Origin of the sequence: Olleya sp. YS, assembly GCF_029760915.1 — a bacterium.
In the GTDB taxonomy this organism is placed as follows: domain Bacteria; phylum Bacteroidota; class Bacteroidia; order Flavobacteriales; family Flavobacteriaceae; genus Olleya.
Window position 1 is genome coordinate 2,911,526 of record NZ_CP121685.1, and the last position, 25,061, is coordinate 2,936,586.

Consider the following 25,061-nt stretch of genomic DNA (forward strand, 5'->3'; position numbering starts at 1 on the left):
AATTTTAAAAATATGAACACGCAAGAACACAAAAACAACGAAAATGGAATGAGTAATTACACGAAGTTTTTTTTAATGTTAGGCTCATCATTCATAGCAATGTATATCACAATGTATTTAAACACCTATGAATTTGACCACGTATGGTTTAGTCTCACACGTTTTTATATGGTTTGTTTGGGTATTGCCACAATGGCTTTGATTATGTTCTTTTTTATGAAAAATATGTACAAGAATAAAAAGAAAAATATGGGTATAGTCATAGGTAGTATTGCACTATTTGCAATTGCTTTAGGATTAGTACGTGACCAAAAATCAACTGTTGGAGATGTTCTATGGATGAAAGCTATGATACCACATCATTCCATAGCAATATTAACAAGTGAAAGAGCAGACATAAAAGACCCAGAAGTCAAGAAGTTGGCAGAGGATATTATTAAAGCACAGAAGAAGGAGATAGAAGAAATGAAAGTAATGATAAATCGTTTACAGAATGAAAAATAATAAAACAGTCATATACATAGGATTACTCGCAGTAGGTTTGCTTTTGGGTTGGTTACTTTTTGGTAGTTCATCAAACGAAGAGACAGAACATAATCACAATGAAGTTTCAGAAACCAATCAAATGTGGACCTGTTCAATGCATCCACAAATTATGCAACCAGAACCAGGTGATTGTCCTATTTGTGGAATGGATTTAATTCCTGCCGAAAGTGGAAGTGATGGCCTGTTAGCAGACCAATTCAAATTAACCGAAAATGCGATGGCTTTAGCCAATATTCAAACAACTGTTGTAGGCAAAGGAAATGTTGATGGCAACACCCTTAAATTATCTGGTAAAATTGCTGAAAACGAAGAAGCTAATGCAGTACAAGTCAGTTATTTTTCGGGTAGAATAGAACGTTTGAATATCAGTTTTACAGGAGAAGAAGTCCGTAAAGGTCAATTACTAGCAACCATTTATTCGCCAGAATTGTATGCAGCACAACAAGAGTTAATTACAGCATCGTCTTTAAAGGAATCTCAACCTGCATTGTACAAAGCGGTTCGTAATAAATTGAAGTTATGGAAGCTATCTGAACATCAAATCAATCAGATTGAAGAAACTCAAAAAATAAAAGAAAACTTTCCAGTTTATGCAACCGTTTCAGGTACAGTTACCGAAAAATTAGTAGAACAAGGCGACTACATCAAACAAGGTCAACCATTGCTTAAAATTGCAAATCTCAATACGGTTTGGGCAAACTTTGATGTATATGAAAATCAAATCGATTTATTTAAAAAGGGACAAGAAGTTTTAGTGACTACAAACGCTTATGCTAATAAGGAATTTAAAGGGAAAGTAGATTTCATTGAACCAATATTAAATACCAAAACAAGAACAGTAAGCTTACGTGTGGTGCTTAATAATAAAAACGATGTATTTAAACCAGGAATGTTTGTAACCGCCAATATTGAACGAGTTTCAAGAAGTAATGATGAGGTATTAACAATCCCAGCATCTGCTGTACTTTGGACAGGTGAACGTTCTGTTGTCTATTTAAAAACCAATCCAGACCAAACCGTTTTTGAAATGCGTGAAGTTGTTTTAGGGAATCAAATTGGTAATGAATATGAAGTTTTAGAAGGATTATTTGTTGGAAATGAAATCGTAACTAACGGAACATTTACTGTAGATGCTGCTGCACAACTACAGGGCAAAAAATCAATGATGAATAAGCAAGATGGTAAAACTATGACAGGTCACGAAGGACATTTAGGTATGGATAATAATTCAAAAAATGAAAGCGACCATACTTATATGAATGAACGCTTAAAAGTGTCAGGGAAATTTCAAGAGCAATTAAAAGAGGTATACTATGATTACATCAATTTAAAAGATGCTTTAGTAAAAGAAGACTCAAAAGGTAGTTCAAAAAATGCAACTACTTTACTATCAAATTTGGGTAAGATAGATATGAAATTGCTTAAAGATGAAGCACACAATCATTGGATGTCATTAATAGATGAGATGAAATCTTCTACAACTTCAATAGCCGGTTCACAAGACATTAAAACCCAAAGAAATCACTTTAAACACTTGTCTTTACATTTAATAAAAGCGGTTCAAATATTTGGTGTTAAAGAAAAGGTATATGTAGAATTTTGCCCTATGGCAGATAACAATAACGGAGCCTATTGGTTAAGTAAAGAAGAACAAATCTTGAATCCATATTTTGGTGACGCAATGCTTAAATGTGGTGAGGTTAAACAAACAATAGAATAAATAAACACAGATAATAATTAAATTTTTAAAAATGAAGAAAGTAATTTTAAGTGTAGCTGTAATAGTAGCTATGGGATTAACAAGTTGTAAAAACGAAACTAAAATAGTTGAAGAAACTATAACAACGGAAGTATCAAAAGAAATCGCAATGACAGATTTATCTTTTGGCGTAAGAGGTAATTGTGGTATGTGTAAAAACACCATTGAAAAAGCAGCCAATAGTGTTGAAGGTGTTACCGCTGCAAACTGGGATAAAGACAAAAAGAAAATAGATGTATCTTTCGATAGTTCTAAAACAGATGCAATGGCAATTCATAATGCAATCGCAGCTTCAGGGTATGATACTGAAAAAGTTGCAGGTAACGAAGAAGCATACGATGGTTTACCAGGTTGTTGTAAATATGACCATAATATGGCTATGAATCAGTCTGGAGAAATAAAAGCTGATGACCATTCAAATCACGACCACTAAATAACAGTAAAAGAGTCTTTTTCGGAAGGCTCTTTTTTTATTCCCCACAACCCAAAACCCAGTTTTTTCGTGCCTCAAAATCCTCTGTCTTTTGTATTGTTCCGCTCACCTAACAAGTTTAGCGTTTTTTTGTCTTTTAGGTAATAGCATATTACAGCTTTGGTTTTTCATAAAATCAAACCAAACAGCAATAAGCTATTCTGTTATTATTCTATCATAAAACCCTAAACTCACCCAAGCTATGTTACATAATGCGTAGTTATAGCAACTAAAAGCGCTATAACGGTCATTATGTAAAATATCCGCTATAGTCAACGCTCAATTTAGAACTTAAAATCAAATTTAGAGCTATATTGAAACAGTAGTAAGATGAGGTAAGTTAAAATATTAGTTATCTCATTCATCTGCACAAAACCATCGTTAAGTCCAAGTATTCCTTATCTCAAGTCTTTGTTTGTTTCATTTCGTTAACAAATATCAAGTAACATACAGCTATAATTGAAAACCTTTAAATTGTGCTTAACTTGAAAATGCAGTACATAATAAAATAATAGTAAAAAGAAAAAGCCCTATGATACAAAACCATAGGACTCTTTCAGCTTCAAAGGTCAGAATGAAACTTATGCTACTTCTACGATATTTAAAACGTTATATGCGCCATTTTTAAGCGGATATTGAACACCGTTAATCTCTTGAAAGAACTCAACCAAAAGCAAGTAAATATCGTTTCCTGTACCTGTTGGCACACCTGCTGGAGTTAGTGTTTGCGATGCAGAAGTCGAATCAATTGCAATATTTACAGTCGGACTGTACTCAATCGCATTATCTGTAGTATCGAAGTCAACTTTTAGATAAGCCGATGTAAAACTAACGTGAGTCGCACCACTTGGATAAGCAATATCGTTTGTTGGTGTTAAATTTGGGATTGAAATTTCACCTGTAGAACCATCAACACTAAAAGGAACAAATAAAACAGCACTTAAAATAGCTCTATTATTGAAATCAAAGCCTTTTAAAGCAGCTTTACCCTCTGGTGTTGCTAATCCTGTAGCTACATTTCTTTCGCCTCTTATAGAACTTGTATCAAAGTTCTTAATTTTTGTCATTACTTGCGTAACACGACTTGAAACACGATTATCTTTTGCTTTAATCATTAAGTTTCTTGCAGAAGTTCTTAACAACTTACCAGAAGATGCAGAACTTCCAAATTCAGAACCATTTTCACGAGTACGCTCAAAAGCAGGATCGTTTTGAATACGCTCTTTTGAAACACCGCTTTTAGTCTTTACTAAATAGCCTTCTTTACCCTTGTAAAACGTCAAATTATCTAACGTTCCTTCGAGTTTAATAATACCTTTTAACTTTGCCATAACAATACGTTTTTTAATGATGAATAATCAAATATACGTGCTATAAAGCATCAATGTTTATAAGCACTTCCGTACTGTTTACAACTTGCCAAAACTTCCGAAATAGATAGTTTTTTCACTGCGATAATTGTCGTATATTGTATATAAGAGCTTTAGAGCTACGGTATAGCTAAAGTATAGTTAGAGTATTAATTTTAAATTTTGAGCCAATGAGCAGAATCTGTATTTACCCTAAAGACGTTCAAATAGTAACAGGTAAAAGTGAGCGTTATGGTAGGTCAATTATCAAGAAGATAAAAGACCACCTAAACAAAGAAGCTCACCAATTAGTTACTATTGATGAATTTTGCGACTTTATGGGCTTTGAAATCAGTAAAGTACGAGGATTAATCAAGTAAATTTCGTATCTTTAAGACAAGGTTTTAAAGGTGACCTATTAGGTGACCTCATAATGGTACAGGACTGAAACATCGATAAATAAAGACGCTGAGAAAGAGGTTCACTTACCTCTTTCTCCGCAAAAAACCCTGTAAGCTCAATGTTTACGGGGTTTTGTTTTTTTAGGTGTCAATATAGGTGTCAAAAGCCTCTTATTTAACACCTTTTTCACACTCAAATACCATATATAAAAAAATCTAAACTATTAATATATAGATGAGGTTCTTACTACACTTTATAAGCTATTTGCTTTTAGCTGTTCTCTACTATTGCAATTTCTTCTGGTGTTAAGTCATATAATTTGTAGACCATTTGGTCTATTTCTTTTTCTAAAGTTGTCGTGTCACTATTTTGATTATCCGCCTTAGCCTTAGTTATTTTAGTTGTTAATAAAGTAAAAGGTAAAATAACCTCATCTGGAATTTTTTTTATCGGAATTTTTTCTAAAAAAGTTTTAGAAATATTTACTGTTAGATTTGAACGATTAGAAAACATTAAAGCATAATACCAATTTATTAATTTAGAGTTTAATAAGGCTAAATAAACTGAATATAAATGTTCTCTACCTTCTTTCAATATAAGATTGTTTACACTATTAAAAGTGTAAAATTGATTATCATCTAATACAGCAGTAAGCGGACTTAAACCACCACTAATTCTTTGAATTAAAATTTTCTTTTTAGCCAAAAATATTTCTTCATTTCTAGCTCTATTTAAAAGATTATTATCATAAAGTATATAATTATTATTAAAGTCAATTCTATAATTTTTAAAATCTTTCCCAAATAAAAGAGGTTTATAATCTTCGTTAATTTTAGTATTAGCAATATATTTTTCTTTATCTCCATCTATACCTGGTGAAATAAACAAAAAATCATCACCCATTGGATATGTAGATTCTTTAATTTTGTCAATTATTTTAACAGTTGAATTATCAATAAAATTATTAATAGTGTAACTAACATTTTGCAAGAAAAAAGATTGTTTAACTGAATTAATTACTGAATTGCTTTTTAATTTAATTTCAGATTCGTCTAAGAAAGATTTATTTAATTCTAAGATTATTGTAGAAATTGTTACACCATCAAAAACCCCCTTGTCTAAATCGACAATTGAATAAATATTGGTTTTTTCTAATAAATATTTTCTTATTGCCTCCAAAGTAGTTGCTCTCAATAATCCATTAGGAATTATATAACTTAATTCTGCATTTTTATTCATTATATCTAATCCCCTTACAACGAATAAACCGAAAAGATTTATTTTATTAGTCTGAATATTTAAACCTTTATTTTCAGTGCCAATTTTATGTTTTTTAATATAATTTGCTACATAATCTTTAAAGCCTTCTCCAAAATCACTATCTCTTGTAAAAACATAAGGTGGATTCCCAATAATAGCATCAAAGCCAATATAACTTCCATCATCGGCTAATACTTCTGGAAACTCAAAACGCCACTCGAAAGCATTATTATATATGGCATTGTTTACAATTTCTTCTTTTTCTAAATAGGTTGCTTCTGCTTTGTTTTTTAGTTTTTTAAGATTATCTTTTTCTGTTTTTTTAATCTTTTCACCAAAGGCTTTTAGGTTTTTAAGGCGTTCTTCTTCGTTTATATATTCACCTTGTGCTTTCTGAAATTTGCTTATAAAAGCATTATCTAAAGTGCTTTTAAAATTATTTTTAACCTCATCTATAATTTGTAAAACTTCTCGTTTTCTGTCTTTACTATTGGTTTCTTTATATTCTGCTACGGCGTTTTTATAATCTGCAAAACTATAATTTACTTCTTTTCCTTTAAAAGCGTCTTTTAAATCATCCTCTAAATGAAACCTACTAATTAAGGAGTTTCCGCATTTAATATTTATATCAATATTTGGTAAGGTTTGTAGTCTGTTCTCTTTAGTATAATATGCGTTTTTAAGTAATTCAATCCATAAACGCAAACGACAAATTTTAACCGAATTTGGATTTATATCTACACCAAACAAACAGTTTTCTATTAAGGTTTGCTTTTCGTGAAATAAAGTGTGTTGTATGCGTGTGCTTTCTTTGTCTGTTGGATTATATTCAAACAACAAACCTTTGTCATCAATTACATAAAGCTCATCGTTTACAATTTCTATATCACAACGTAATGGCAATCCTTTAGCATCTACTAAAATACCTAAGTCTTTTTTTATAACAATTAACTCGTTTAATGCACTTACTAAGAAGTGACCAGAACCAACCGCAGGGTCGCAAATTCTAAATCCATTAATAATAGTATTAAAGCGCTTTAAATCGTCTATTTTAAAGTGTTTACTGCAATAGGACTGTAAGTCTTCAAACGTTTCTATTTGATCGTTTTCCTGTTCCTTAAATTTTTGTATTACAGCACGTCTAAGCATTTCTTTACACATGTACATAGTAATATAAGCAGGCGTATAAAATGAGCCTTCTTTGTAACCGTTTATTTTCTCGAAAATTAAACCTAATACCGAAGCATTAATTAATGATTTGGTTTCTTGACTGTCTTCAATACCTTCGTTTCCATCTGTTGCAAAATCATAAGCATCTAAAAACTGAAATAAATAATCTAATGTAGAAAGTTTGCCTTTTAAACGTTTTCCTTTAGTATCTTTTAAAACCGTATTACTAAACACTTCTATAGCATCATTATTTAATGCTGAAATTTCAAAAGCTTCGTTTTCTAAAGTGTTTCGTTCAAATAGCGAACTGTTTAGATAAGGAATATTTTTATACTTATCCTTATATTTTGGATGCCTTTCGTCTTCTTGTTTTGCTAATGCAGAAAAAAACAAATCGTTTAATTCATCAAATCCATTTATAAAACTAGAATTAAGAAATTTGTATTTACTATCCTGTTTATGGTATGCTAATAATTGAGATTCTAAGAGCTTTAAAAATAATATACGGTTAACCCAAGTCAAGCATAGCTCTAAACCAACATTAAATGCTTTCTCTGAACCGTTTTCAACGCTTTTAACATTAGCTAGATAATCTCTATCCTCTAATATTACAATCGTATTTTCTAGTAAAGAAGCATAATCTCTGCCTTTTTCGGATTTACGACTAATTATTTTTTTCCCTTTTTCTTTTATCTCTTCTAAACCTATAATATGCAGTAACTCATTATAAAAGGTTTTATTTAGTTGGTTGCTATCATTACCAAAAGAATGACCTAATAAGTGCACGTCTGAAAATATTTTATACAATGTATTTAGGTGCGCATCCTTTAGGCTTTCAAACTTTGTTTTTGAAAAATCTAAATGAACAAAAGGCAAGGTTTCTTGAACCTCATTAATATATTTTTTTGCAATTTCATCATAAAAAAGCTCATTCTTAGTAGTATCTTTTAATCCATCTCTAAAAGATTTATACTCTTTTAGTAATGCTTTATTTTTATAGAAATAATTATAAAAATCCTCCGCTTTAAACAAAAACCATTCATAACCATTAGTAGCGATGAGGTGTTTTATATTATTATTTTCATTATCTACACGTTCACGTAAATAGTATAATAATAACTCCTGTAATGCTTTACGATTTAGATTTTCTGTAGTTAGAAATTCTGCCTTGTTACTTGGTTTCTTAGCTTCAATAATTACTCCTACATCACTACTTGCTGTAGCATCAATATAAATAGCTAAATCAATTCTATCTTTAGTATTTATATAATTTTGACCATAAAACGTATTAGTAAAAAAATCTTTGAAATGTGATTTAATATGCTCTTCGCTTTCTCCATTATCATCACTTAGCTTTACAGCATCTATACAGACTTGTAACTGTTCTGTAAAATTATTTACTACCTTTCTTAAAGGCTTGTGTTTTCTGTATGCAGGATTAAGAGCTTTTCTAGTGCGAAGTTTATTCATTTATGTAATTACTTTTCAATTAATAACTAACATTAAAAGTATAAATCTTTAGAGGATTATAAGCATTATTTTAAATCTAAGTTTATATTATTTTTAACTAATTTTATTTTTATTATTATTTCACAAATTAAAAAAAGACAAACTGAATGGATTTAGAGTTATTACATATAATGTGCAAACAAGATACTCGCAATGGTTTTAATGAATTTAAAAGAGTAATAGATATAAATTTATTCACGTTTGATTTGAATGTTAAAGAAGACCTATTAAACCAACTTTCACAAGGTTTATGTAGTAGAACAGTGAAAGAGTTTGTAACAAATAACAATCTTTCAAATAAGCAATTAGAATATCTGAGTATTGTTATTGAATATTATAAAGCAATAGCTATAAAAACTGCGGAAAATTATAGTAGACGATTTTTATAATTTACTTTAAATCTATATTAATATTATGCTCTAGAAGAGCCTGTAAACTTGTAGGCAAGTTATAACCACTTAAAAATTCACCTGTTTCTATATTCTCCCAATCATTAGTTTTTGCATTAAATTTCCACTCATTAAAAGAACTTAATAATTTTGCTGAGGTATTTTTACACTCTGTCTCTTTTGGTGCATTAAAACCGAATCTATCAAAAATGCGTTTACCTTTCATTGTTACTAAAATAGTATTTAAAGCATTAATATAAATTTGTGCTGTAGTAGTTTCTTTTGCTCTCTTTTTTAAGTCTGGTTCTGTAAATATTTTACTGCCATATTTAATAATCTCTATTAAGCTTTTTTCTACATCACAAACTCTTTGAATGTCTTGACCTTGACGTAATGCAAATTTAGAAGTACACAACATTAACCAATCAGAAACAATTACCTCAGCCATTTCTTTATTTGCAGTTATTATGTGCAAATGTGGGTTATAGGTTTTTTTCTTTGGGTTGAAGTTACATTCTAAAGATTTTACACCTACTAGCTTTGCCCCTGTTCCTCTTTGGTGTCTTTTCCTATGCTTTGCATTTATTTTTTTAAAACCTCTTAATAAACCATCTATTCGGCTTTTTAGTTTATCCTCTTTTACTGCTTTTATAGTTATGGTTACAAAGTGAGGGTCTTCCCATTGTTTGATAATTGGATAATAGCGATTTATAATTTCTGCTTTTCGAATACTACAACATAATGTACAAAATCTATTTTTACAATATTTACCATACAATCTCCCATCTGCCGTAATTATCTTTTGTTGGCAATGGTATGTGTTCCAAAAGGCTTTTTGTAGTTCTGGTGTTTCGTTTTCTTTTGCTAAATCAATTAATTTAAGCATCATAGATTGTGTAATCGTTTTGCGCTTTGCTCTACCTTGTAAAACTTCTTTTTTGCTGAGGTCTGAACCTTCTCCATTAACAATTACTTGTTTATGTCTCGCTTTATTTGTCTCGTTATCTGCTAATGTATACATAACACCCATTTTAGGAAGCTATAAACCACAAACAAAAAAGGCTAAGCCCTTTTGTATTTAAGTGACTTAACCTCTGTTAATGCATTATCTAAATCAGTTCTTTTTATAAGTAAAATTCTACCTAATTTTTGAGCTGAAATAAACCCTTTTTTTATATAATTATGTACTGACTGTTCTGAAACCTTTAGAAGTTCTGCGGTTTCTTTTACTGTTAAATTCTCAGATTTCTCTTCTTCTATTGGCTTATATTTAAGCTCTAATAAAAGATTTTCAATGTTTTCTAACCTCTGGTTTAGGTTCTCAAATGGATTACTCATAACAAATCATTTTATAATTTGCCATAAATGTATATACAGGTTGAGATGGTAACTATAATGTAACCATTACCTCTTATAGTTACCTACTCTTTATTTTTGCTTGTTGTAGCTCTAAAAGGGCTATTTCTTTAGCTTTTGGGTAATCTTTAAGCATTGTATTAGCCACATAACTAATATTAGCTTCTTCTTTTTTTGCTATTCTGTTAGTATGATAATTTGTTAATCTATTATAAACTATCTGAAAGTACTTTGCGGTAGTCTTAATATTATCTTTTTTTATTAATTCTTTAATAGCAATCCATTTTCCCTCCGGATGGTTTTCAAAATACCCAAAATCCTTACTTTGTTGTAAATAATGATAATACAAAGCATAATGCACAACTGTAGGTTCTTTTTTCTTATTTCTACTTAAGCCTTTTATAGCAACCCCTTCTCTCTCTTCAATAAATATTTCATCTTTATAAAAACGTCTCTTATTCTCAAAAAACATCTTTTGTAAATCTAAATAATTTTCATCCTCGATTTTATTAATTTTATTACTTAAATCTTTTTCTTCGATGTCATTCAAAGTTGAGTTTATTATTTTAAGATTTGTTAAGGTATCTGAACTAGAGAACATTTTAGTTATAGTCAAAAAACCAGACTCTAATGTAAACCTGCATAGCCTATCTAAATCTAAATACATTTTTCCTTCTCCCTTTATAAACCTAAAACAATCATAAAACTTAACCGTTAGTTTTTTAAGATTGGGCTTATCATTATAAATATGTTTATTTTTAGATATTATACGAATAAACTCATTCGAAGCTAACATAAAAGTAACTTCCATTTGCAAGTAATATTTACTACAATTTTTATCTCCTACATCATTACTTTCTCCTTTGCACCACTTACAACCATCCTCAACATTATCAGGCAAGGACATTTTAACAGCTTCATTCAAAGCATTATTAACAATGTCATAATCTTTTTTTGTAACTAAAAACTGCTTTAAATAATACGTGTGATTTTTCTCAAAATCCTTATCAAAACGTTTTTTCAGTCTCTTATCAAATTTTAACTCAACTATTTTTTGCCCTTCTTTTAGATTTAACTCAAATCCAATATTCCTTTTTGCCATCTAATTTACTTTTTTTAGTGGTGCTTCATCCATTTTCCAAACTGTATGCATAAAATCTTTCCTTTCTTCATTATTAGGCTTATAATACTTATTGAATACTTCTAAGCTTTTGTGTCCTGTATAACTCATTATTATTTTGTCTGGAATCTTTTTATTTTTCATTATCGTAATGAAACTTCTTCTTGCTGTATGCGATGAAATACGCTCAAACATTGGGTTAATTTCTTCTATTATTTCTTTACCTAACTTTATTGTTTTTTTTACTTCTTCATTGTAACCAAGTAACTTAAATACTTCTTTTATATAATCATTAAATCTTTGATTTGATATTCTTGGCAACTTGTAATCATACTTTTTTAGTACATATATAGAAAAATCATTTAGCGGAACTTCTAAAGATTTATCTGTGTTTTTCTTATCTCTTACTTTTATAATACCGTTTTGAATATCCTTTTTAGCTACTTTAGAATAATTACTATAACGCATTCCTGTAGCACAACCAAAAACAAACAAATCTCTAACTTTTTCTAATCGTTCATTTTTACTTAAATCAAAATCAAAAACTTCCTGCACTTGTTTTAGAGTTAAGGCAATTTCATCTGTTTGCTGAGACTTTGGAGCTTTAAACTTTTGAAAATCTGTTTTGTATGTATAATTATTTTCTAAAGCCCAATAAAGAAAGGTTTTCATTAAACCTACATTTCTGCGAAGTGTATTTGCTGAGTGTGGTTTAACTCTGTCATTAATACAGTAATTAACAAATGAATTATAAAATACCTTATTAATTTGATTGAAGTGTAAACGTTTATTTCTAAACTCTTGAAATTCGAAAAGCAATTTTTTATTATACTCATAACGTTTAATAGTAGTTGGTGAATTACCTTCTTCTGTAAAATCATTTCTTTTCTCTTCTAAGAAAATATCATAAACCTCAAAAAACTTACTAGAAATGGATTTCGTTCTTTTAAATTCAATATCAAAATCATCTTTTACATCAGAAATAATTATCTCTCTTTTGGATAACTTGTAATTCTGTATGGTATCTTGGAAAAATAAAGAATAACGGTCTAACTGTCTTTTAATAGCTCTATGCGTTTCGGCTATTTTATTCCTTCCGTTGAGGTTATTAGGTTGTTTATTTTCATAATCCCATTCTTCTGGAGTAATATGTTCTCCTGTAGAATATACAAATCGACGCCCTTCATCTTTAAAATAGGCTTTTAAATAAATTAATGATAATCCAGCTTTATTAGGCTTTTTCAAATTAAAAGTACATTTCATAACAAAAATATTAGGTGTCATTATAGGTGTCAGTAAATATACTATTTATTATACTTTTAGAACTATAACAAAGTATACAGTTATCAACAAAGTGTTGATTATGTTAGGTTTAACTAAAATAAGCTCTAAGTAAATATACAAGGTTCAAATACCTCTTTCTCCGCAAAAACACTAAAATCACAACGAAAGTTGTGATTTTTTTTTATCTTATATTTTAATTAATCGATGTAATTTTTGCTTTTCTTTGGTATAATTATTGTGCGATTTAACAGACTAATCCAACAAACTAATTATGAAAAAACTATTAATTTTTTGTTTTATAATATTCTTATATTCTTCTCAATCTTTTTCGCAAAATTTAGATAGTTTATATATAAATTATTTTCAGGATACAAGGGAGCTGCCTTTTTTACATTTAAATAAAACTACCTTTTTAAAAGGTGAAGATTTATGGTTTCAAGCTTATGTTTTAGAACAAAACTCAAACCAATTACATCCCACAACTTCAAACCTTTATGTATCTATTTTTGATGAGTCTGGTAATCAAAAAGAACAGCATCTAATACATGTAAAAAATGGAGTTGGATATGCTAACCTACCTATAGATTCCACATTTTCTAATGGTAATTATTACATTAAAGCTTCTACTAATTGGATGCGGAATTTTAATGAAGATCATTCATTTACGCAAAAAATTTCAATTTTATCTGACAAAAAAAATAAAAGTAAATCCCTTACTAATGAAGACTTCTTTGAATTTGAACTTTTTCCTGAAGGTGGTCATCTTCTTGCCAATACCATTAATAATATTGGTATCTTAATTAAAGATGCTAATAATGAAGGGGTTAAAATTAAGGAAGGTAAAATCAAAAATAAATCTGGAGACACAATTGGAGAATTTACAACCAACTCATTAGGTTTTTCAAGCATTAATTTACTAGTAAATAGTAATGAAATATATACTTTCGAGGCTACGTTGTCCAGCGGAACTATTTTGACAGAAAAAACAGGTTTACCAAAAAATAAAGGGATTACAATCAATACTATACCTCAAGAAGATGCTTTTGTATTAAATATTTTGACTAACAAAGCCTCTTTAAATCAACTTGCAGGTAAAAAATATCGCGTTTTAATACATAATACTAGAAGTTTTAAAAATATATTTTTTGATTTTAATCGCAATGATTTGACCTATGCATTAGTATTACAAAAAAGTGAGCTTTCTAAAGGCATTAACATAATTACCATTTTTAATGACCAAAATGTACCTTTACTAGAGCGACTAATTTTTAACGAGTATGAAGAATTTGATAATCCATTATTGATTTTAGATTCTAAAGCTAAAAACGATTCGATTACCACAATACTTACAAATATTTCAAACGAAAAAATAGTGCTAAGCGCTTCTTTTTTACCTGCTGAAACAAAAGCGTATAAGCCACAGAATAATATTAAATCTCAATTTCTTCTTAATCCTTTTATAAAAGGAGTTATTGAAAACCCACAATATTATTTTAACAACAACTATAAAGATTTAGACTTACTATTATTAACTCAAGGTTGGAGTAAATACAGTTGGGATAATGTTTTTAATAATCCTCCAAAAACTAATTACAGTTTTGAAAATGGTATAGATGTAACTGCAACATTTAATAAAAAGATAAAATCTAACCAATCCGTTTTAATGTTTTCAAAAGAAAACAATTTAATTAGAGAAGTTAAAAACACCCAAACTCCTTTGGTATTAGAAAATACCTTTATTAAAAAAAATAGTACTATAGATTTTGGGCTAAGAACAAACGATAATATATTTAAAATATCACCATCCATCTCTTACGGTAACAGTTACATTAATGACACTTTTAATACAGAAAACATTATTGAAGAGAAGACTATCGAACTAGAAGTTGCTGATTTTGAAAGTATTTTTGAAGAGTACACATTATTAGACGAAGTGATTTTAAGCTCTAATAAGCGAGTATTAGATAATAATCCCTATGGAGCAGTGTCAATGTTAAGAAGTGCCAAAATGGAAAATATAATTATTCCTTCGGGCGAAACTATCATCGATTTTTTGAAATTTAAAGGCTACGGATATTCAATTGATACTGGATTTACACCAAGAGGTATTGATGAAAGTGAAAGAGATATTAACACATTTAGTATAGAAGGTGAACTTACTGGAACAACTTCTGCTAGAGGAAACAATAGTGAAGAAGGATTTAAACGTCCTAAGGTTAGAGTCTTTCTTGATGATAAAGAAGTAACGTTTAATCTTTGGGTTATTGAAAATTTAAACACAAATGCTGTTAAAGAAGTGTTTTATGGTAGAGATCCTGGTCAACTTGGAGAAGTCATTTATATATACACATTACTACCTCAAGAATACTCTTCAAATAGTACAAATTTCTCGACTATTAATTTCCCTGTCGGATTTATTACAGAAAAAGAATACTATACGCCTAAATATCCATCTTATGCTAACTCTACTTTTAGAGAGTTTGGTGCCATATATTGGAACCCTAACTTGGTAATTGAAGCTAATACATCCAAAAAGGTCACGATTCCTATTTACTATCAAAATGAAATTAAAGTATTTATAGAAGGTGTTTCTGAGTCTGGAGGTTTGATTTCAGAAACACAGCTATTTGTCATAGACTAATGCCAAAAAATACAACATAAGTTGTGATTTTATAATATTTCTATTTAAAGCAAATAAAGATTTTAAATGTATACATATAAAAATTATTAGTGCGTTTATGAAGTAGGTTTAAAATATCTAATAATGAAAAAAATATTGTTTTTCTGTTTAATTACCGCATTGTTTTCTGTACAATCTTTCACGCAAAACATAGATAGTCTTTATACTAACTATTTTCAAGACACAAGAGAAATAACATATTTACACTTAAATAAAACCACATTTTTAAAAGGAGAAGAACTGTGGTTTCAAGCTTATGTTATCGAGCAAAATACTAATCAATTACATCCTACTACTTCTAATCTTTATGTTTCTATTTTTGATGATCTAGGCCTTCAAAAAGAGCAACATTTAATTCATATTAAAAATGGAATTGGATATGCAAACATACCTGTAGACTCTACATTTATAAAAAAAGATTACTACATCAAAGCATCAACACAATGGATGCGCAATTTTAATGAAGACCACGCTTTTACTCAAAAAATCTCAATACTATCTGACAAAAAAAGTAGCGATAATACATCATTATCCATAGATAAATTTTATGAGTTTAAACTTTTTCCTGAAGGAGGTCACATACTTGCAAATACAATTAACAACATTGGCATCTTAATTAAAGACAGCAACAACAAAGGTGTAAAAATAAGCAATGGAAAAATTAAAGATGAAACAGGAACACTAATAGGGATATTTAGTACTAATATTCTAGGGTTTGCTGATGCAAACATACCTATTAAAAATAATGAGATTTACTCTTTTGAAGCTACGCTTCCAGACGGAACTATTTTAATTGAAAAAACCACACTACCGGAAAAAACAGGAATAACGCTAAACACTAAAATATTAGACGATGGTTTTGTACTAAATATTTTAACCAATAATAAATCTTTAAAACAACTTAATGGTAAAAAATACAGAATGCTTGTACATAACACCAGAAATTTTAAAAATATATTTTTTGATTTTAATGATACTAATAAAACCTATGCCTTAATTCTACAAAAAAAAGAGTTGCCATACGGAGTAAACATTGTTACTGTATTTGATGACAATAACGTACCAATAATTGAGAGACTAATTTTTAATGACTTTGAAGATTTTTCAAATCAAATACAAATCTCTTCTAATTATAAATTAAAAAACGATTCCATTGAGGCAGTATTTACCAATAACACAAAAGAAAAGATATTTTTAAGCGCTTCTTTTTTACCCTCTGAAACAAAAGCATACAAACCGGATAATAGTATTAAATCTCAAATCATATTTAAACCTTACATAAAAGGTTTTATAGAAAATCCAGAATACTATTTTAAAAATAACTACAAAGATTTAGACTTATTATTATTAACACAAGGCTGGAGCAAGTACAATTGGGATAATATTTTTAATAAAGCTCCAAAAAATAAATTCAATTTTGAAATAGGTATAGATGTTAAAATCCATTTAAACACACCCTTAGAAAAAAAACAATCTATCCTAGTTTATTCGCCAACAAATAATATTGTAGACGAAATTTTACCTAAAAATAATCCTCATATTATTGAAAATTCGTTTTTAAAAAAATATTCTGAATTTGAATTTTCGTTAATGAAAAACGACAATCCACTTAAAGTGACACCTATTATATCATACTCAAATAGTAAGATTTCAGATTATTTAAATTCTGAATATTTAAATATTAAAAACAAAGAATTTGAAACGCAGAAACATACCGTTTATAATATTGACGATTTTTTTAATGAAACTGAAATGTTAGATGAAGTTACTATAGTTGGTAAAACAAAATTTGATAATGAAGCTAAGGGTTTAACCAAAGCGTTTAGAAAGCTCGACCATGAAGATATGATATATACTGGTAGAAGTTTGTTTGATTTTGTAAGACCAATATATTTAAAATACTACTACTCAAAATATAGCTTGAAAGCAATTTACTTAAATGACAAGGTAGTAAGAAATGCAAGAGACTTATATCATGTACCTATGGAACAAGTTAGAGAAGTAAGAATGGGTACTGTCATGTTTGGGATTGGTAGGGAAATGCATGTGTATACATACTCTAATAAAGAATTTTTTAATTTAAAGAAAAATACACTTAAAATAAAAGCACCTGTAGGTTTTATTACAGAAAAACAATACTATTCACCTAGATACCCTTCTTATGACAATACAACATTTAAAGAGTATGGTGCTGTGTTTTGGAAACCAAACTTAATTATTGAGGCTAATTCTTCAGTTAACTTGAATGTACCAACATACTTCCAAAAAGAGATTAAGGTGTTTATTGAAGGTGTGTCTGAATCTGGAGATTTAATTTCTAAAACACAACTATTAAGCATAAATTAATGTCAAAAAAAAATCACAACATCAGTTGTGATTTTTTTGTTTAAAATTGTTCTATTATTTCCAAAACCCCTCAATTTCTTCAAGAGATTTACCTTTTGTTTCTGGAATAAATTTATAGGTTACAAATACAATTATTAATATAAAAGCTATAAATATAAAGTAAGGTAATGACCCATTCCATGGAGCACTATTATTGGTTTCACTTCCCATGACCATAGGAAACGATTGTGATACCACATAGTTTGCAGCCCACTGTGCTGCTACTGCTACAGACATAGCCACACTTCTAATTTTATTAGGAAACATTTCTGATAACAATACCCAAACTACTGGTCCCATAGACAATGCAAAAGACGCTATAAATAACAATACACCTATTAAAGAAATCATACCTACATTTTGTTGTTGCAAGGATACACCTAATAACAAAAATCCAACAATCATACCAATAGACCCAATGTAGAGTAATGGTTTTCTACCAAATTTATCTACTGTAAACATGGCTACAAAAGTGAATACCAAATTCACAAATGCTAACAGTATTTGTTGTGCCAATACATCTTCTTTACCAAAACCTAATGCTTTTTCAAAAATATCTGCTCCATAATATAATACTGCATTAATACCTGTAAATTGTTGTAACATAGACAACACTGTACCAATAGCAATAATTACTAAAATAGCTTTTGAGAAATAACTCACTTTTATTCCATCATTTGATTGGTCTAAAGAATCTTTAATTTGCTTCATTTCTAATTCAGCCTCAGTTGCTCCATTAATTTTATTTAAAACAGCTAATGCTTCATCATCATGTCCTTTTAATGCTAACCATCTTGGACTTTTAGGAACAAAAAATAAGAGTATTAAAAATAATCCACTAGGTATTAATTCTGACCAAAACATACGACGCCATCCAAATTCAATATTTTCTGCTTGTGTTAAATTATTTCCTATATAATACGTTGCTAAAAACACAACAAAAAAACCAATTACAATTGCTAATTGGTAATACGTTACCATACGTCCTCTAATGTTAGATGGTGCGATTTCTGCAATATACATAGGTGCATTCATTGAGGCTATACCAATACCTAATCCTCCTAAAATTCTAAAAAACACAAGCATACTTACCGATTGCGGAAATAGTTCTGGTAATCCTGAGCCATAAGCTGATAGTGTAAAAAATACAGCCGATATAATTAAGGACCACTTTCTACCAATTTTAATACTTAAAGGTCCAGCAACTATTGCTCCAACAAAACATCCTAATAATGCACTACCAACAACCCAGCCTTTTAAGCCATCACTTAAACTAAAATGCTCTGTTAAAAAAAATTGTGCGCCATTTATGACACCTGTATCATATCCAAATAATAAGCCTCCCAAAGCAGAGACTGCAGCAATTAGAAGTAAAAAAACACCTTTATTCATTTAATTAATTTTTAAAGTTAGTGTTTCAATATACTATTAAAACCTATTAAAATGTATTAAAAATATAAGATGTATGGTTTTTGTATAGGTGTCTTATGCAATCATGCTTAACTAAAAAGTTCTACTATCGCAATAACACTCAGGTGTTCCTTTTTTTACCAGTAATTTCTTCAATGTGTATTAAAAAAACTGCTGGAATGTTATCGTCATGTTTTTTGCTTGAAAACTCGTCTATAAAACTTGCTTTTTTATGTTCTTTTCCTAGAATAATGTCTTTAACTCCTAACGAAAACTTGTGCAAGTAAGATTTAGCATCACTACCAAACTTTTGCTCAAAAACACCATGCACTAAAACAGATTTCCAATTAGTAACATTATCAATAGTATTAATTTGTAAACATACATCTGGTTTAATTCGTAACGCATGCATTTTATGTCCATCTGCAGAGTAACATATTATGGCCTTTATATCCTGATCATAAAAAAACGTAATTGGTACAACAAATGGTCTATTTTGGTAAACATATCCCATGTGGCCTATATAATTATTTTCAAGGATATATTTAATTTCTTTTTCTTCTAAATTTTTAAACATCTCTATTCTATTTATATTTTAATTATTGTAAATTCAACTCTATTTCTAGTTTAGCCAATAGTAGTAATTCTGACTTATTTGTTTTTGAAAAACTAGAGGCTATAGCAATTGCAGTATCTTTAACTTTCTTTTTTATCTCATCTGTAAACAAGGTTGGGTTTGCCTTTTTATATTGTATAAAGCTTTTAAAACATTGTTCTGCACTATATTCCCTATCGTTATTAAGCCAATTAAATACATCAACTATTAATGATGCATCTTTAGTATTCCATTGATTACTAATGGCATCGTTTAAAGCTATAACTTCTGAAGTCTCAATTACTCCATCAGACATGGCAATAGCATAAAATAGCTTACCAAGATTTTGATAAAACTGATTCTGAATATTTTTGTTATTAGACATAGACTACAAATTAACTACTTAAAGTTAATCTTTTTATATTCAACTATTTATGACATAAATCAGTATTTAAGCATAATTCAAAACAAATTTGTTAGCTTTATAATATAAATAATACATTTTATGAGTCCTGTTTTTAAGGCGATTGCATTATGCTTTTCCGGAGGAGGTTACAGAGCTTCTTGCTATACTTTTGGGTGTTTGTCGTTTTTAGAGAAAATTAATCTTTTAGAACACGTCAAAGCACTATCTACAGTATCTGGAGGAACAATAACTGGTGGAAAGTATGTACAATCTTTAATCGAACACCAATCGTTTGACCAATTCTACTTAGAATATTACAACTGGTTAAAAGAGGATACACTTACTGAAAATGTTATAAAACATATTAAAAGTTATAAAGTTTGGAAACAACCAGAAAACAAACACAAGCATAAAAATCCAATTAATGCATTAGCCATAGAGTATAACAAACTAACCAACAACCGTACTTTAGGACATTTTCAAAACCACAAGACACATTTAGAGCGTATTAGCTTTAATACAACCGATTTTACTTATGCTACACAATTTAGGTTTCAGAATATCGATAAATCTGGTCGTGTTTTTGGACATAAATTTTTAAAACCTGAATACAGAAACTTAGAAGATCAAATTAAAATTGGCGATTGTATTGCTGCCTCATCAGCTTTTCCTGGTGGTTTTGAACCCATTGCTTTTCCTTCAGATTTTGTACCTAACACCAACCATATAGAAACTATTGGCTTAATGGATGGTGGCATTGTAGATAATCAAGGTGCTTCAGTCTTTTTGACAACAAAGGAAGATGCCAATCCCTACAGTTTATTTTTTATAAACGATGTGTCTTCTCCTTATGTCAATAAGGACAAAAACGAAACGTTTAAGTTTGCTGAAACCTCAAAACTCTCTAAAGTATTAACCATATTGTCCAATCCAATACTATTAGTTGGTTTTATTTTGCTTAGTATTTTTGCTTTTATAAAAAACTGGTGGCTACTCTACTCTATTTTTCTAATTATTTCTACATTTCAATTAGTGATACAACTTGGCTTGTTAATGTTAAGTATTAAAATTGGGAAACTAACAAATCTTACTGAAACTTTTAAAGTCGCGCCACATCGACTTGGAAAATATCTCATCAACAGGCTTAATAGTCTTTTAATCATGTCTGGTGTGGTTATGCTAAAAAATGACAGGCGACAAAACGCAAGTAAATTATATAATTCTTATAACGAAATTGCTATTACTTCTGCTATTTATGAACTAAGATGTAAAGACAGTGATAAACCTGAATTTGCTTTAGAATGGGAAAAGATAAAACCCTACACTAATGATATTTCTGAAAACATTAAAACCATAGCAAATCGCTGTGCTTCTTTTGGGACAAATCTTTGGTTTGACCGTAAAGCAAAAAGTAATAATATGTTGGATCAATTAATTGCTTGTGGTGAGTTTACTACTTGCTATAATTTGATAGCTTATTTGGTCCGTTTTCACGAGGATAAAATAAAAGGAAAAGATGCAGAATTAACAGCAATTTTTAATCTGCTATTAGAATACTGGGAACAATTTCAGGCTAACCCTTTATGGTTAGTAAAAGAGAGGTATACAAATTAATAATCATCAAACTCTTCAAGACTGTCTTCAAATTGTGACGCTTTTTGTGCTATATCTTTAACTCGTTTTGAATGACCAGTAGTCTGCCAAATTGCAAAAGTTAAGAACAATACAAATCCTATTATATGAAAAAGCAACCATTGCGGTTTATCTGTTCCAGAAGGTTTAACCACAGCTAAAAAACAAGCTCCTGCATAAACCGAAGCATATAAAATGGCATTTAGTAAAGAGACTAAATTATTTTTTAACATCAATCGCATACCTATATGTCCATAGCTAATTAAGTTTTGTCCAACTAATTTGTTTATGGCTTGTTCTAAATATTGCTTATAACCTTGTAAACCAACAGTTCTTTGGTATTGGTATAAAACTCCTGAAAGTATAAGCAACACAAAAAATGGCAAAAATTGAAGATAAAATTTAGTATCTGTTTTAGTGTTTATTGCCTTATCAATTGCGCTTACTCCCTCAATTAAAAAAAAGACATATCCACCTGTTAATACTAATGCACCTTGAGTAAACAAAAACTGATTACCTACAAATTTTTCAATCTTAGTATTTGTTAATTCGTAATCTTTTAATAGAACGTCTAATTTACTTTGCTCTAAATCTGAGATGGTGTTTTTATTTGGCTTGTGCATTTTTTAGTTAGATTAATTAGTGTTGTTAGACTCTAAAAATAGTCAAACATATTGAAAACGTAAAAGAAATATCTTACAAAAACTAAACACATCTATTGCGTATCTTTGTTATCAAGACAATCCTAAAACATGATTATACATCCTAAACATACCTTTACCAATAGCTTACCAGCAGATTCAATCGTAGACAATTCAAGACGTCAAGTCACTAAAGCTTGCTATAGTTATGTTACACCTAAAAAAACGTCAAATCCTAAGTTATTACATGTCTCACCAGAGATGCTTAAAAAATTAGGGCTATCAGAAAACGATGCCAAAACCAAAATGTTTTTAAACATTTTTACAGGTAATACTGTTTTAGAAAACACTAAACCCTATTCCATGTGTTATGGTGGTCACCAATTTGGTCATTGGGCTGGACAATTAGGTGATGGTCGTGCTATTAATTTATTTGAAATCGAACACGACAAACAAAACTGGAAACTTCAACTAAAAGGTGCTGGAGAAACACCATATTCCAGAACCGCAGACGGATTAGCAGTATTAAGAAGCTCTATTAGAGAATATTTATGTAGCGAAGCCATGCACCACTTAGGTGTACCAACCACACGTGCATTAAGTCTTGCATTGTCTGGTGATCAAGTACTACGTGATGTCATGTATAATGGGAATCCAGACTACGAAAAAGGCGCTATAGTCTGTCGTGTGTCACCAAGCTTTTTACGCTTTGGAAGCTTTGAGATTTTTGCAGCTAGAAACGATATAAAAACCCTAAAAACACTTGTAGATTATACAATAAATACTCACTTTAAACATCTAGGAAAACCAAATAATCAAGCTTATCTTTCATTTTTTAACGACGTAGCAATACGCAATTTAGATATGGTAATCCATTGGCAACGTGTTGGTTTTACTCATGGTGTGATGAATACTGATAATCTATCTATTTTAGGGCTAACCATAGATTATGGACCTTACGGTTGGTTAGAAGGTTATGAGCCTAGTTGGACACCAAATACTACAGATAGTCAACATAAGCGCTACAGGTTTGGTGCACAACCAGATATTGTGCATTGGAATTTATACCAATTAGCAAACGCGTTATATCCTTTAATTGAAGAGGCTGAAGGATTGGAAGCAGTTTTAGCAAATTTTGCTATTCAAAAAGAAGCTAAATACCTTCAAATGATGCGAAGTAAAATCGGTTTGTCAACCGAAGAACCTAAAGATGCCAACCTGATTCAAGAATTAGAAGATTGCTTACAATTAACAGAAACTGATATGACAATCTTTTTTAGAAATCTAGCCGATTTTGATAGCTCGATACCTACTAATGGATTACAAATAATTCGTGAGTCGTTTTATGAGATTAAAACGGTAACCGAAGCTGTAAAAAACAGATGGAATTTATGGTTTGATAGCTATGCAGACCGATTGAAACGCGACCCAATTTCAGCGAAAGCGAAAAAAGAAAACATGAATAGCGTCAACCCAAAATATGTCTTACGCAATTATATGGCACAATTGGCAATAGATGATGCTAATAAAGGGGACTACAAATTAATTGACGAGTTGTTTAACCTTTTAAAACAACCTTATGAAGAGCAACCAAAACATGAAAAATGGTTTGCAAAACGTCCAGAATGGGCAAGGCATAAAGTTGGTTGTTCCATGTTGTCTTGTAGCTCTTAAATTATGGACAAAATAGCATTTGGTGGTGGTTGTCATTGGTGTACAGAAGCAGTGTTTCAAGCATTGAAAGGTGTACTAAAAGTAGAGCAAGGTTTTGTGGCTTCAACTAATTATGATTCAAGTTATTCGGAAGCAGTTATAGTTCATTTCAATTTAAAAGACATTGCATTAAGTGACTTAATACAAATTCACCTTTACACACACAAAAGCACTTCTAACCACTCTATGCGTATTAAATATAGATCTGCTATTTACTATTTTTCTGAAGCTCAACAAACGCAAATCCAATTACTTTTATCTCAATTTCAAGTTGATTTTGACAATAAATTAATAACCAAAATTATTCCCTTTGTCCAATTTAAAGCATCAGACATTCAGTTTCAAAATTACTACAAAAATAATCCTAATAAGCCATTCTGTGAGACTTACATACATCCTAAACTAAAATTACTTCAAGAAAAATTTAGTAAACATTTAACGGATAACTAAGCGCTAAAAGCCAACAACAAAAAGCTATTTAGTATCTTTGTTAAAAAAGAAAAAGCATGTCAGATACTAAAAAACCTGATAATATTGTCTTTAATGAAGATACACAAAAATATGACGCAGCATTAAAACCTTATGCAACTAATGTTGGTGCTCCTGCTATACAAGTTACCGAAAATGTCACTTGGAAAAACAAAAACGTACACAAAGCCAATCAGCAGATAAAAGCTAAGTATTTAGAGCTAAAAGCAGAATATGAAAAAATGATGGCAGAGCTTGAATATAACAATTTGGTTTATAACGCTAAATTTAGCTTTCAGCCTATAATTGGAGACACTTACCATTTATACAGAGATAAAAATGGACAACCTTTTTTATCTATTATTGCACCAGACCAATGCAATTTTGATTTTATAGGAAGCTTTTACCTAAACTCTGAGCACATCTGGAAACGGATTGATAACGAAATAATAGATGACGAGTAAGCTTCAAGTATTAAGTCTTGTCTTAGATTTTGGATTAGTGGTATTAATTTA

Annotated in this window: 21 protein-coding genes; 11 read left to right on the top strand and 10 right to left on the bottom strand. The window is 29.8% G+C overall.

Annotated features, from left to right (window positions below; genetic code table 11):
• Positions 1-12 precede the first annotated feature (12 nt).
• From Ollyesu_RS13195 to Ollyesu_RS13205, 3 genes are read left to right on the top strand one after another with little or no spacing between them, the layout of a single operon-like run.
• Positions 13-504: a DUF305 domain-containing protein gene (locus Ollyesu_RS13195; protein ID WP_238673321.1), complete on the top strand. Its 492-nt coding sequence runs from the start codon at positions 13-15 to the stop codon at positions 502-504.
• Positions 494-2,266 carry an efflux RND transporter periplasmic adaptor subunit gene (locus Ollyesu_RS13200; protein ID WP_279301687.1) on the top strand — a complete coding sequence of 591 codons (1,773 nt, stop codon included), beginning with the start codon at positions 494-496 and terminating at the stop codon, positions 2,264-2,266. The genes Ollyesu_RS13195 and Ollyesu_RS13200 overlap by 11 nt, the downstream gene beginning before the upstream one ends.
• Before the next feature lie 31 nt (positions 2,267-2,297).
• Positions 2,298-2,738, top strand: coding sequence for a heavy-metal-associated domain-containing protein (locus Ollyesu_RS13205; protein ID WP_279301688.1), 441 nt, complete (start codon positions 2,298-2,300; stop codon positions 2,736-2,738).
• A 620-nt stretch (positions 2,739-3,358) separates the two neighbouring features.
• On the opposite strand, the gene Ollyesu_RS13210 is transcribed toward Ollyesu_RS13205, so the two are convergent.
• The gene (locus Ollyesu_RS13210) at positions 3,359-4,108 is read right to left on the bottom strand and encodes a hypothetical protein (RefSeq protein WP_279301689.1); all 750 of its coding nucleotides are present in this window, start codon (positions 4,106-4,108) and stop codon (positions 3,359-3,361) included.
• 209 nt (positions 4,109-4,317) lie between these two features.
• Here Ollyesu_RS13210 and Ollyesu_RS13215 point away from each other — a divergent pair, with 209 nt between their 5' ends.
• On the top strand, positions 4,318-4,506 hold the full coding sequence (locus tag Ollyesu_RS13215; protein ID WP_279301690.1) for a hypothetical protein: 189 nt from the start codon (positions 4,318-4,320) through the stop codon (positions 4,504-4,506).
• Between the two features lie 292 nt (positions 4,507-4,798).
• Here the strand turns inward: Ollyesu_RS13215 and Ollyesu_RS13220 are convergent, their stop codons facing one another.
• Entirely contained in the window at positions 4,799-8,428 is a 3,630-nt protein-coding gene (locus tag Ollyesu_RS13220; RefSeq protein ID WP_279301691.1) for a TaqI-like C-terminal specificity domain-containing protein, read from the bottom strand.
• A gap of 146 nt (positions 8,429-8,574) precedes the next feature.
• Here Ollyesu_RS13220 and Ollyesu_RS13225 point away from each other — a divergent pair, with 146 nt between their 5' ends.
• Positions 8,575-8,856 carry a hypothetical protein gene (locus Ollyesu_RS13225; RefSeq protein ID WP_279301692.1) on the top strand — a complete coding sequence of 94 codons (282 nt, stop codon included), beginning with the start codon at positions 8,575-8,577 and terminating at the stop codon, positions 8,854-8,856.
• A gap of 1 nt (position 8,857) precedes the next feature.
• Here the strand turns inward: Ollyesu_RS13225 and Ollyesu_RS13230 are convergent, their stop codons facing one another.
• The 4 genes from Ollyesu_RS13230 to Ollyesu_RS13245 all read right to left on the bottom strand — a co-directional run bounded on the left by Ollyesu_RS13230 (position 8,858) and on the right by Ollyesu_RS13245 (position 12,595).
• Positions 8,858-9,877 (bottom strand): protein rep, encoded by a 1,020-nt coding sequence (locus Ollyesu_RS13230; RefSeq protein ID WP_279301693.1) that lies wholly within the window; start codon positions 9,875-9,877, stop codon positions 8,858-8,860.
• Positions 9,878-9,918: 41 nt separating this feature from the next.
• A complete protein-coding gene (locus tag Ollyesu_RS13235) occupies positions 9,919-10,194 on the bottom strand; it encodes a helix-turn-helix domain-containing protein (protein WP_279301694.1) in 276 nt (91 codons plus the stop codon).
• A gap of 79 nt (positions 10,195-10,273) precedes the next feature.
• Positions 10,274-11,314: a hypothetical protein gene (locus Ollyesu_RS13240; protein WP_279301695.1), complete on the bottom strand. Its 1,041-nt coding sequence runs from the start codon at positions 11,312-11,314 to the stop codon at positions 10,274-10,276.
• Entirely contained in the window at positions 11,315-12,595 is a 1,281-nt protein-coding gene (locus Ollyesu_RS13245) for a tyrosine-type recombinase/integrase (protein ID WP_279301696.1), read from the bottom strand.
• A 292-nt stretch (positions 12,596-12,887) separates the two neighbouring features.
• Between Ollyesu_RS13245 and Ollyesu_RS13250 the strand changes: the two genes are divergently transcribed.
• A complete protein-coding gene (locus tag Ollyesu_RS13250) occupies positions 12,888-15,257 on the top strand; it encodes a hypothetical protein (protein WP_279301697.1) in 2,370 nt (789 codons plus the stop codon).
• Positions 15,258-15,380: 123 nt separating this feature from the next.
• Positions 15,381-17,642: a hypothetical protein gene (locus tag Ollyesu_RS13255; protein WP_279301698.1), complete on the top strand. Its 2,262-nt coding sequence runs from the start codon at positions 15,381-15,383 to the stop codon at positions 17,640-17,642.
• 54 nt (positions 17,643-17,696) lie between these two features.
• Here the strand turns inward: Ollyesu_RS13255 and Ollyesu_RS13260 are convergent, their stop codons facing one another.
• From Ollyesu_RS13260 to Ollyesu_RS13270, 3 genes are all read right to left on the bottom strand, one after another.
• A complete protein-coding gene (locus Ollyesu_RS13260) occupies positions 17,697-19,073 on the bottom strand; it encodes a sugar porter family MFS transporter (RefSeq protein ID WP_279301699.1) in 1,377 nt (458 codons plus the stop codon).
• 139 nt (positions 19,074-19,212) lie between these two features.
• Positions 19,213-19,668 carry a pyridoxamine 5'-phosphate oxidase family protein gene (locus Ollyesu_RS13265; RefSeq protein WP_279301700.1) on the bottom strand — a complete coding sequence of 152 codons (456 nt, stop codon included), beginning with the start codon at positions 19,666-19,668 and terminating at the stop codon, positions 19,213-19,215.
• Between the two features lie 22 nt (positions 19,669-19,690).
• Positions 19,691-20,071 carry a hypothetical protein gene (locus tag Ollyesu_RS13270; protein ID WP_279301701.1) on the bottom strand — a complete coding sequence of 127 codons (381 nt, stop codon included), beginning with the start codon at positions 20,069-20,071 and terminating at the stop codon, positions 19,691-19,693.
• A 120-nt stretch (positions 20,072-20,191) separates the two neighbouring features.
• Between Ollyesu_RS13270 and Ollyesu_RS13275 the strand changes: the two genes are divergently transcribed.
• On the top strand, positions 20,192-21,706 hold the full coding sequence (locus tag Ollyesu_RS13275) for a patatin-like phospholipase family protein (protein ID WP_279301702.1): 1,515 nt from the start codon (positions 20,192-20,194) through the stop codon (positions 21,704-21,706).
• Here the strand turns inward: Ollyesu_RS13275 and Ollyesu_RS13280 are convergent.
• Positions 21,703-22,347: a hypothetical protein gene (locus Ollyesu_RS13280; RefSeq protein ID WP_279301703.1), complete on the bottom strand. Its 645-nt coding sequence runs from the start codon at positions 22,345-22,347 to the stop codon at positions 21,703-21,705. The genes Ollyesu_RS13275 and Ollyesu_RS13280 overlap by 4 nt on opposite strands.
• Positions 22,348-22,476: 129 nt before the next feature.
• Here Ollyesu_RS13280 and Ollyesu_RS13285 point away from each other — a divergent pair, with 129 nt between their 5' ends.
• From Ollyesu_RS13285 to Ollyesu_RS13295, 3 genes are read left to right on the top strand one after another with little or no spacing between them, the layout of a single operon-like run.
• Positions 22,477-24,039 (top strand): protein adenylyltransferase SelO family protein, encoded by a 1,563-nt coding sequence (locus Ollyesu_RS13285; RefSeq protein ID WP_279301704.1) that lies wholly within the window; start codon positions 22,477-22,479, stop codon positions 24,037-24,039.
• Between the two features lie 3 nt (positions 24,040-24,042).
• Positions 24,043-24,528 (top strand): peptide-methionine (S)-S-oxide reductase, encoded by a 486-nt coding sequence (locus Ollyesu_RS13290; protein WP_279301705.1) that lies wholly within the window; start codon positions 24,043-24,045, stop codon positions 24,526-24,528.
• 56 nt (positions 24,529-24,584) lie between these two features.
• Entirely contained in the window at positions 24,585-25,010 is a 426-nt protein-coding gene (locus tag Ollyesu_RS13295) for a DUF2452 domain-containing protein (protein ID WP_279301706.1), read from the top strand.
• Positions 25,011-25,061 lie beyond the last annotated feature (51 nt).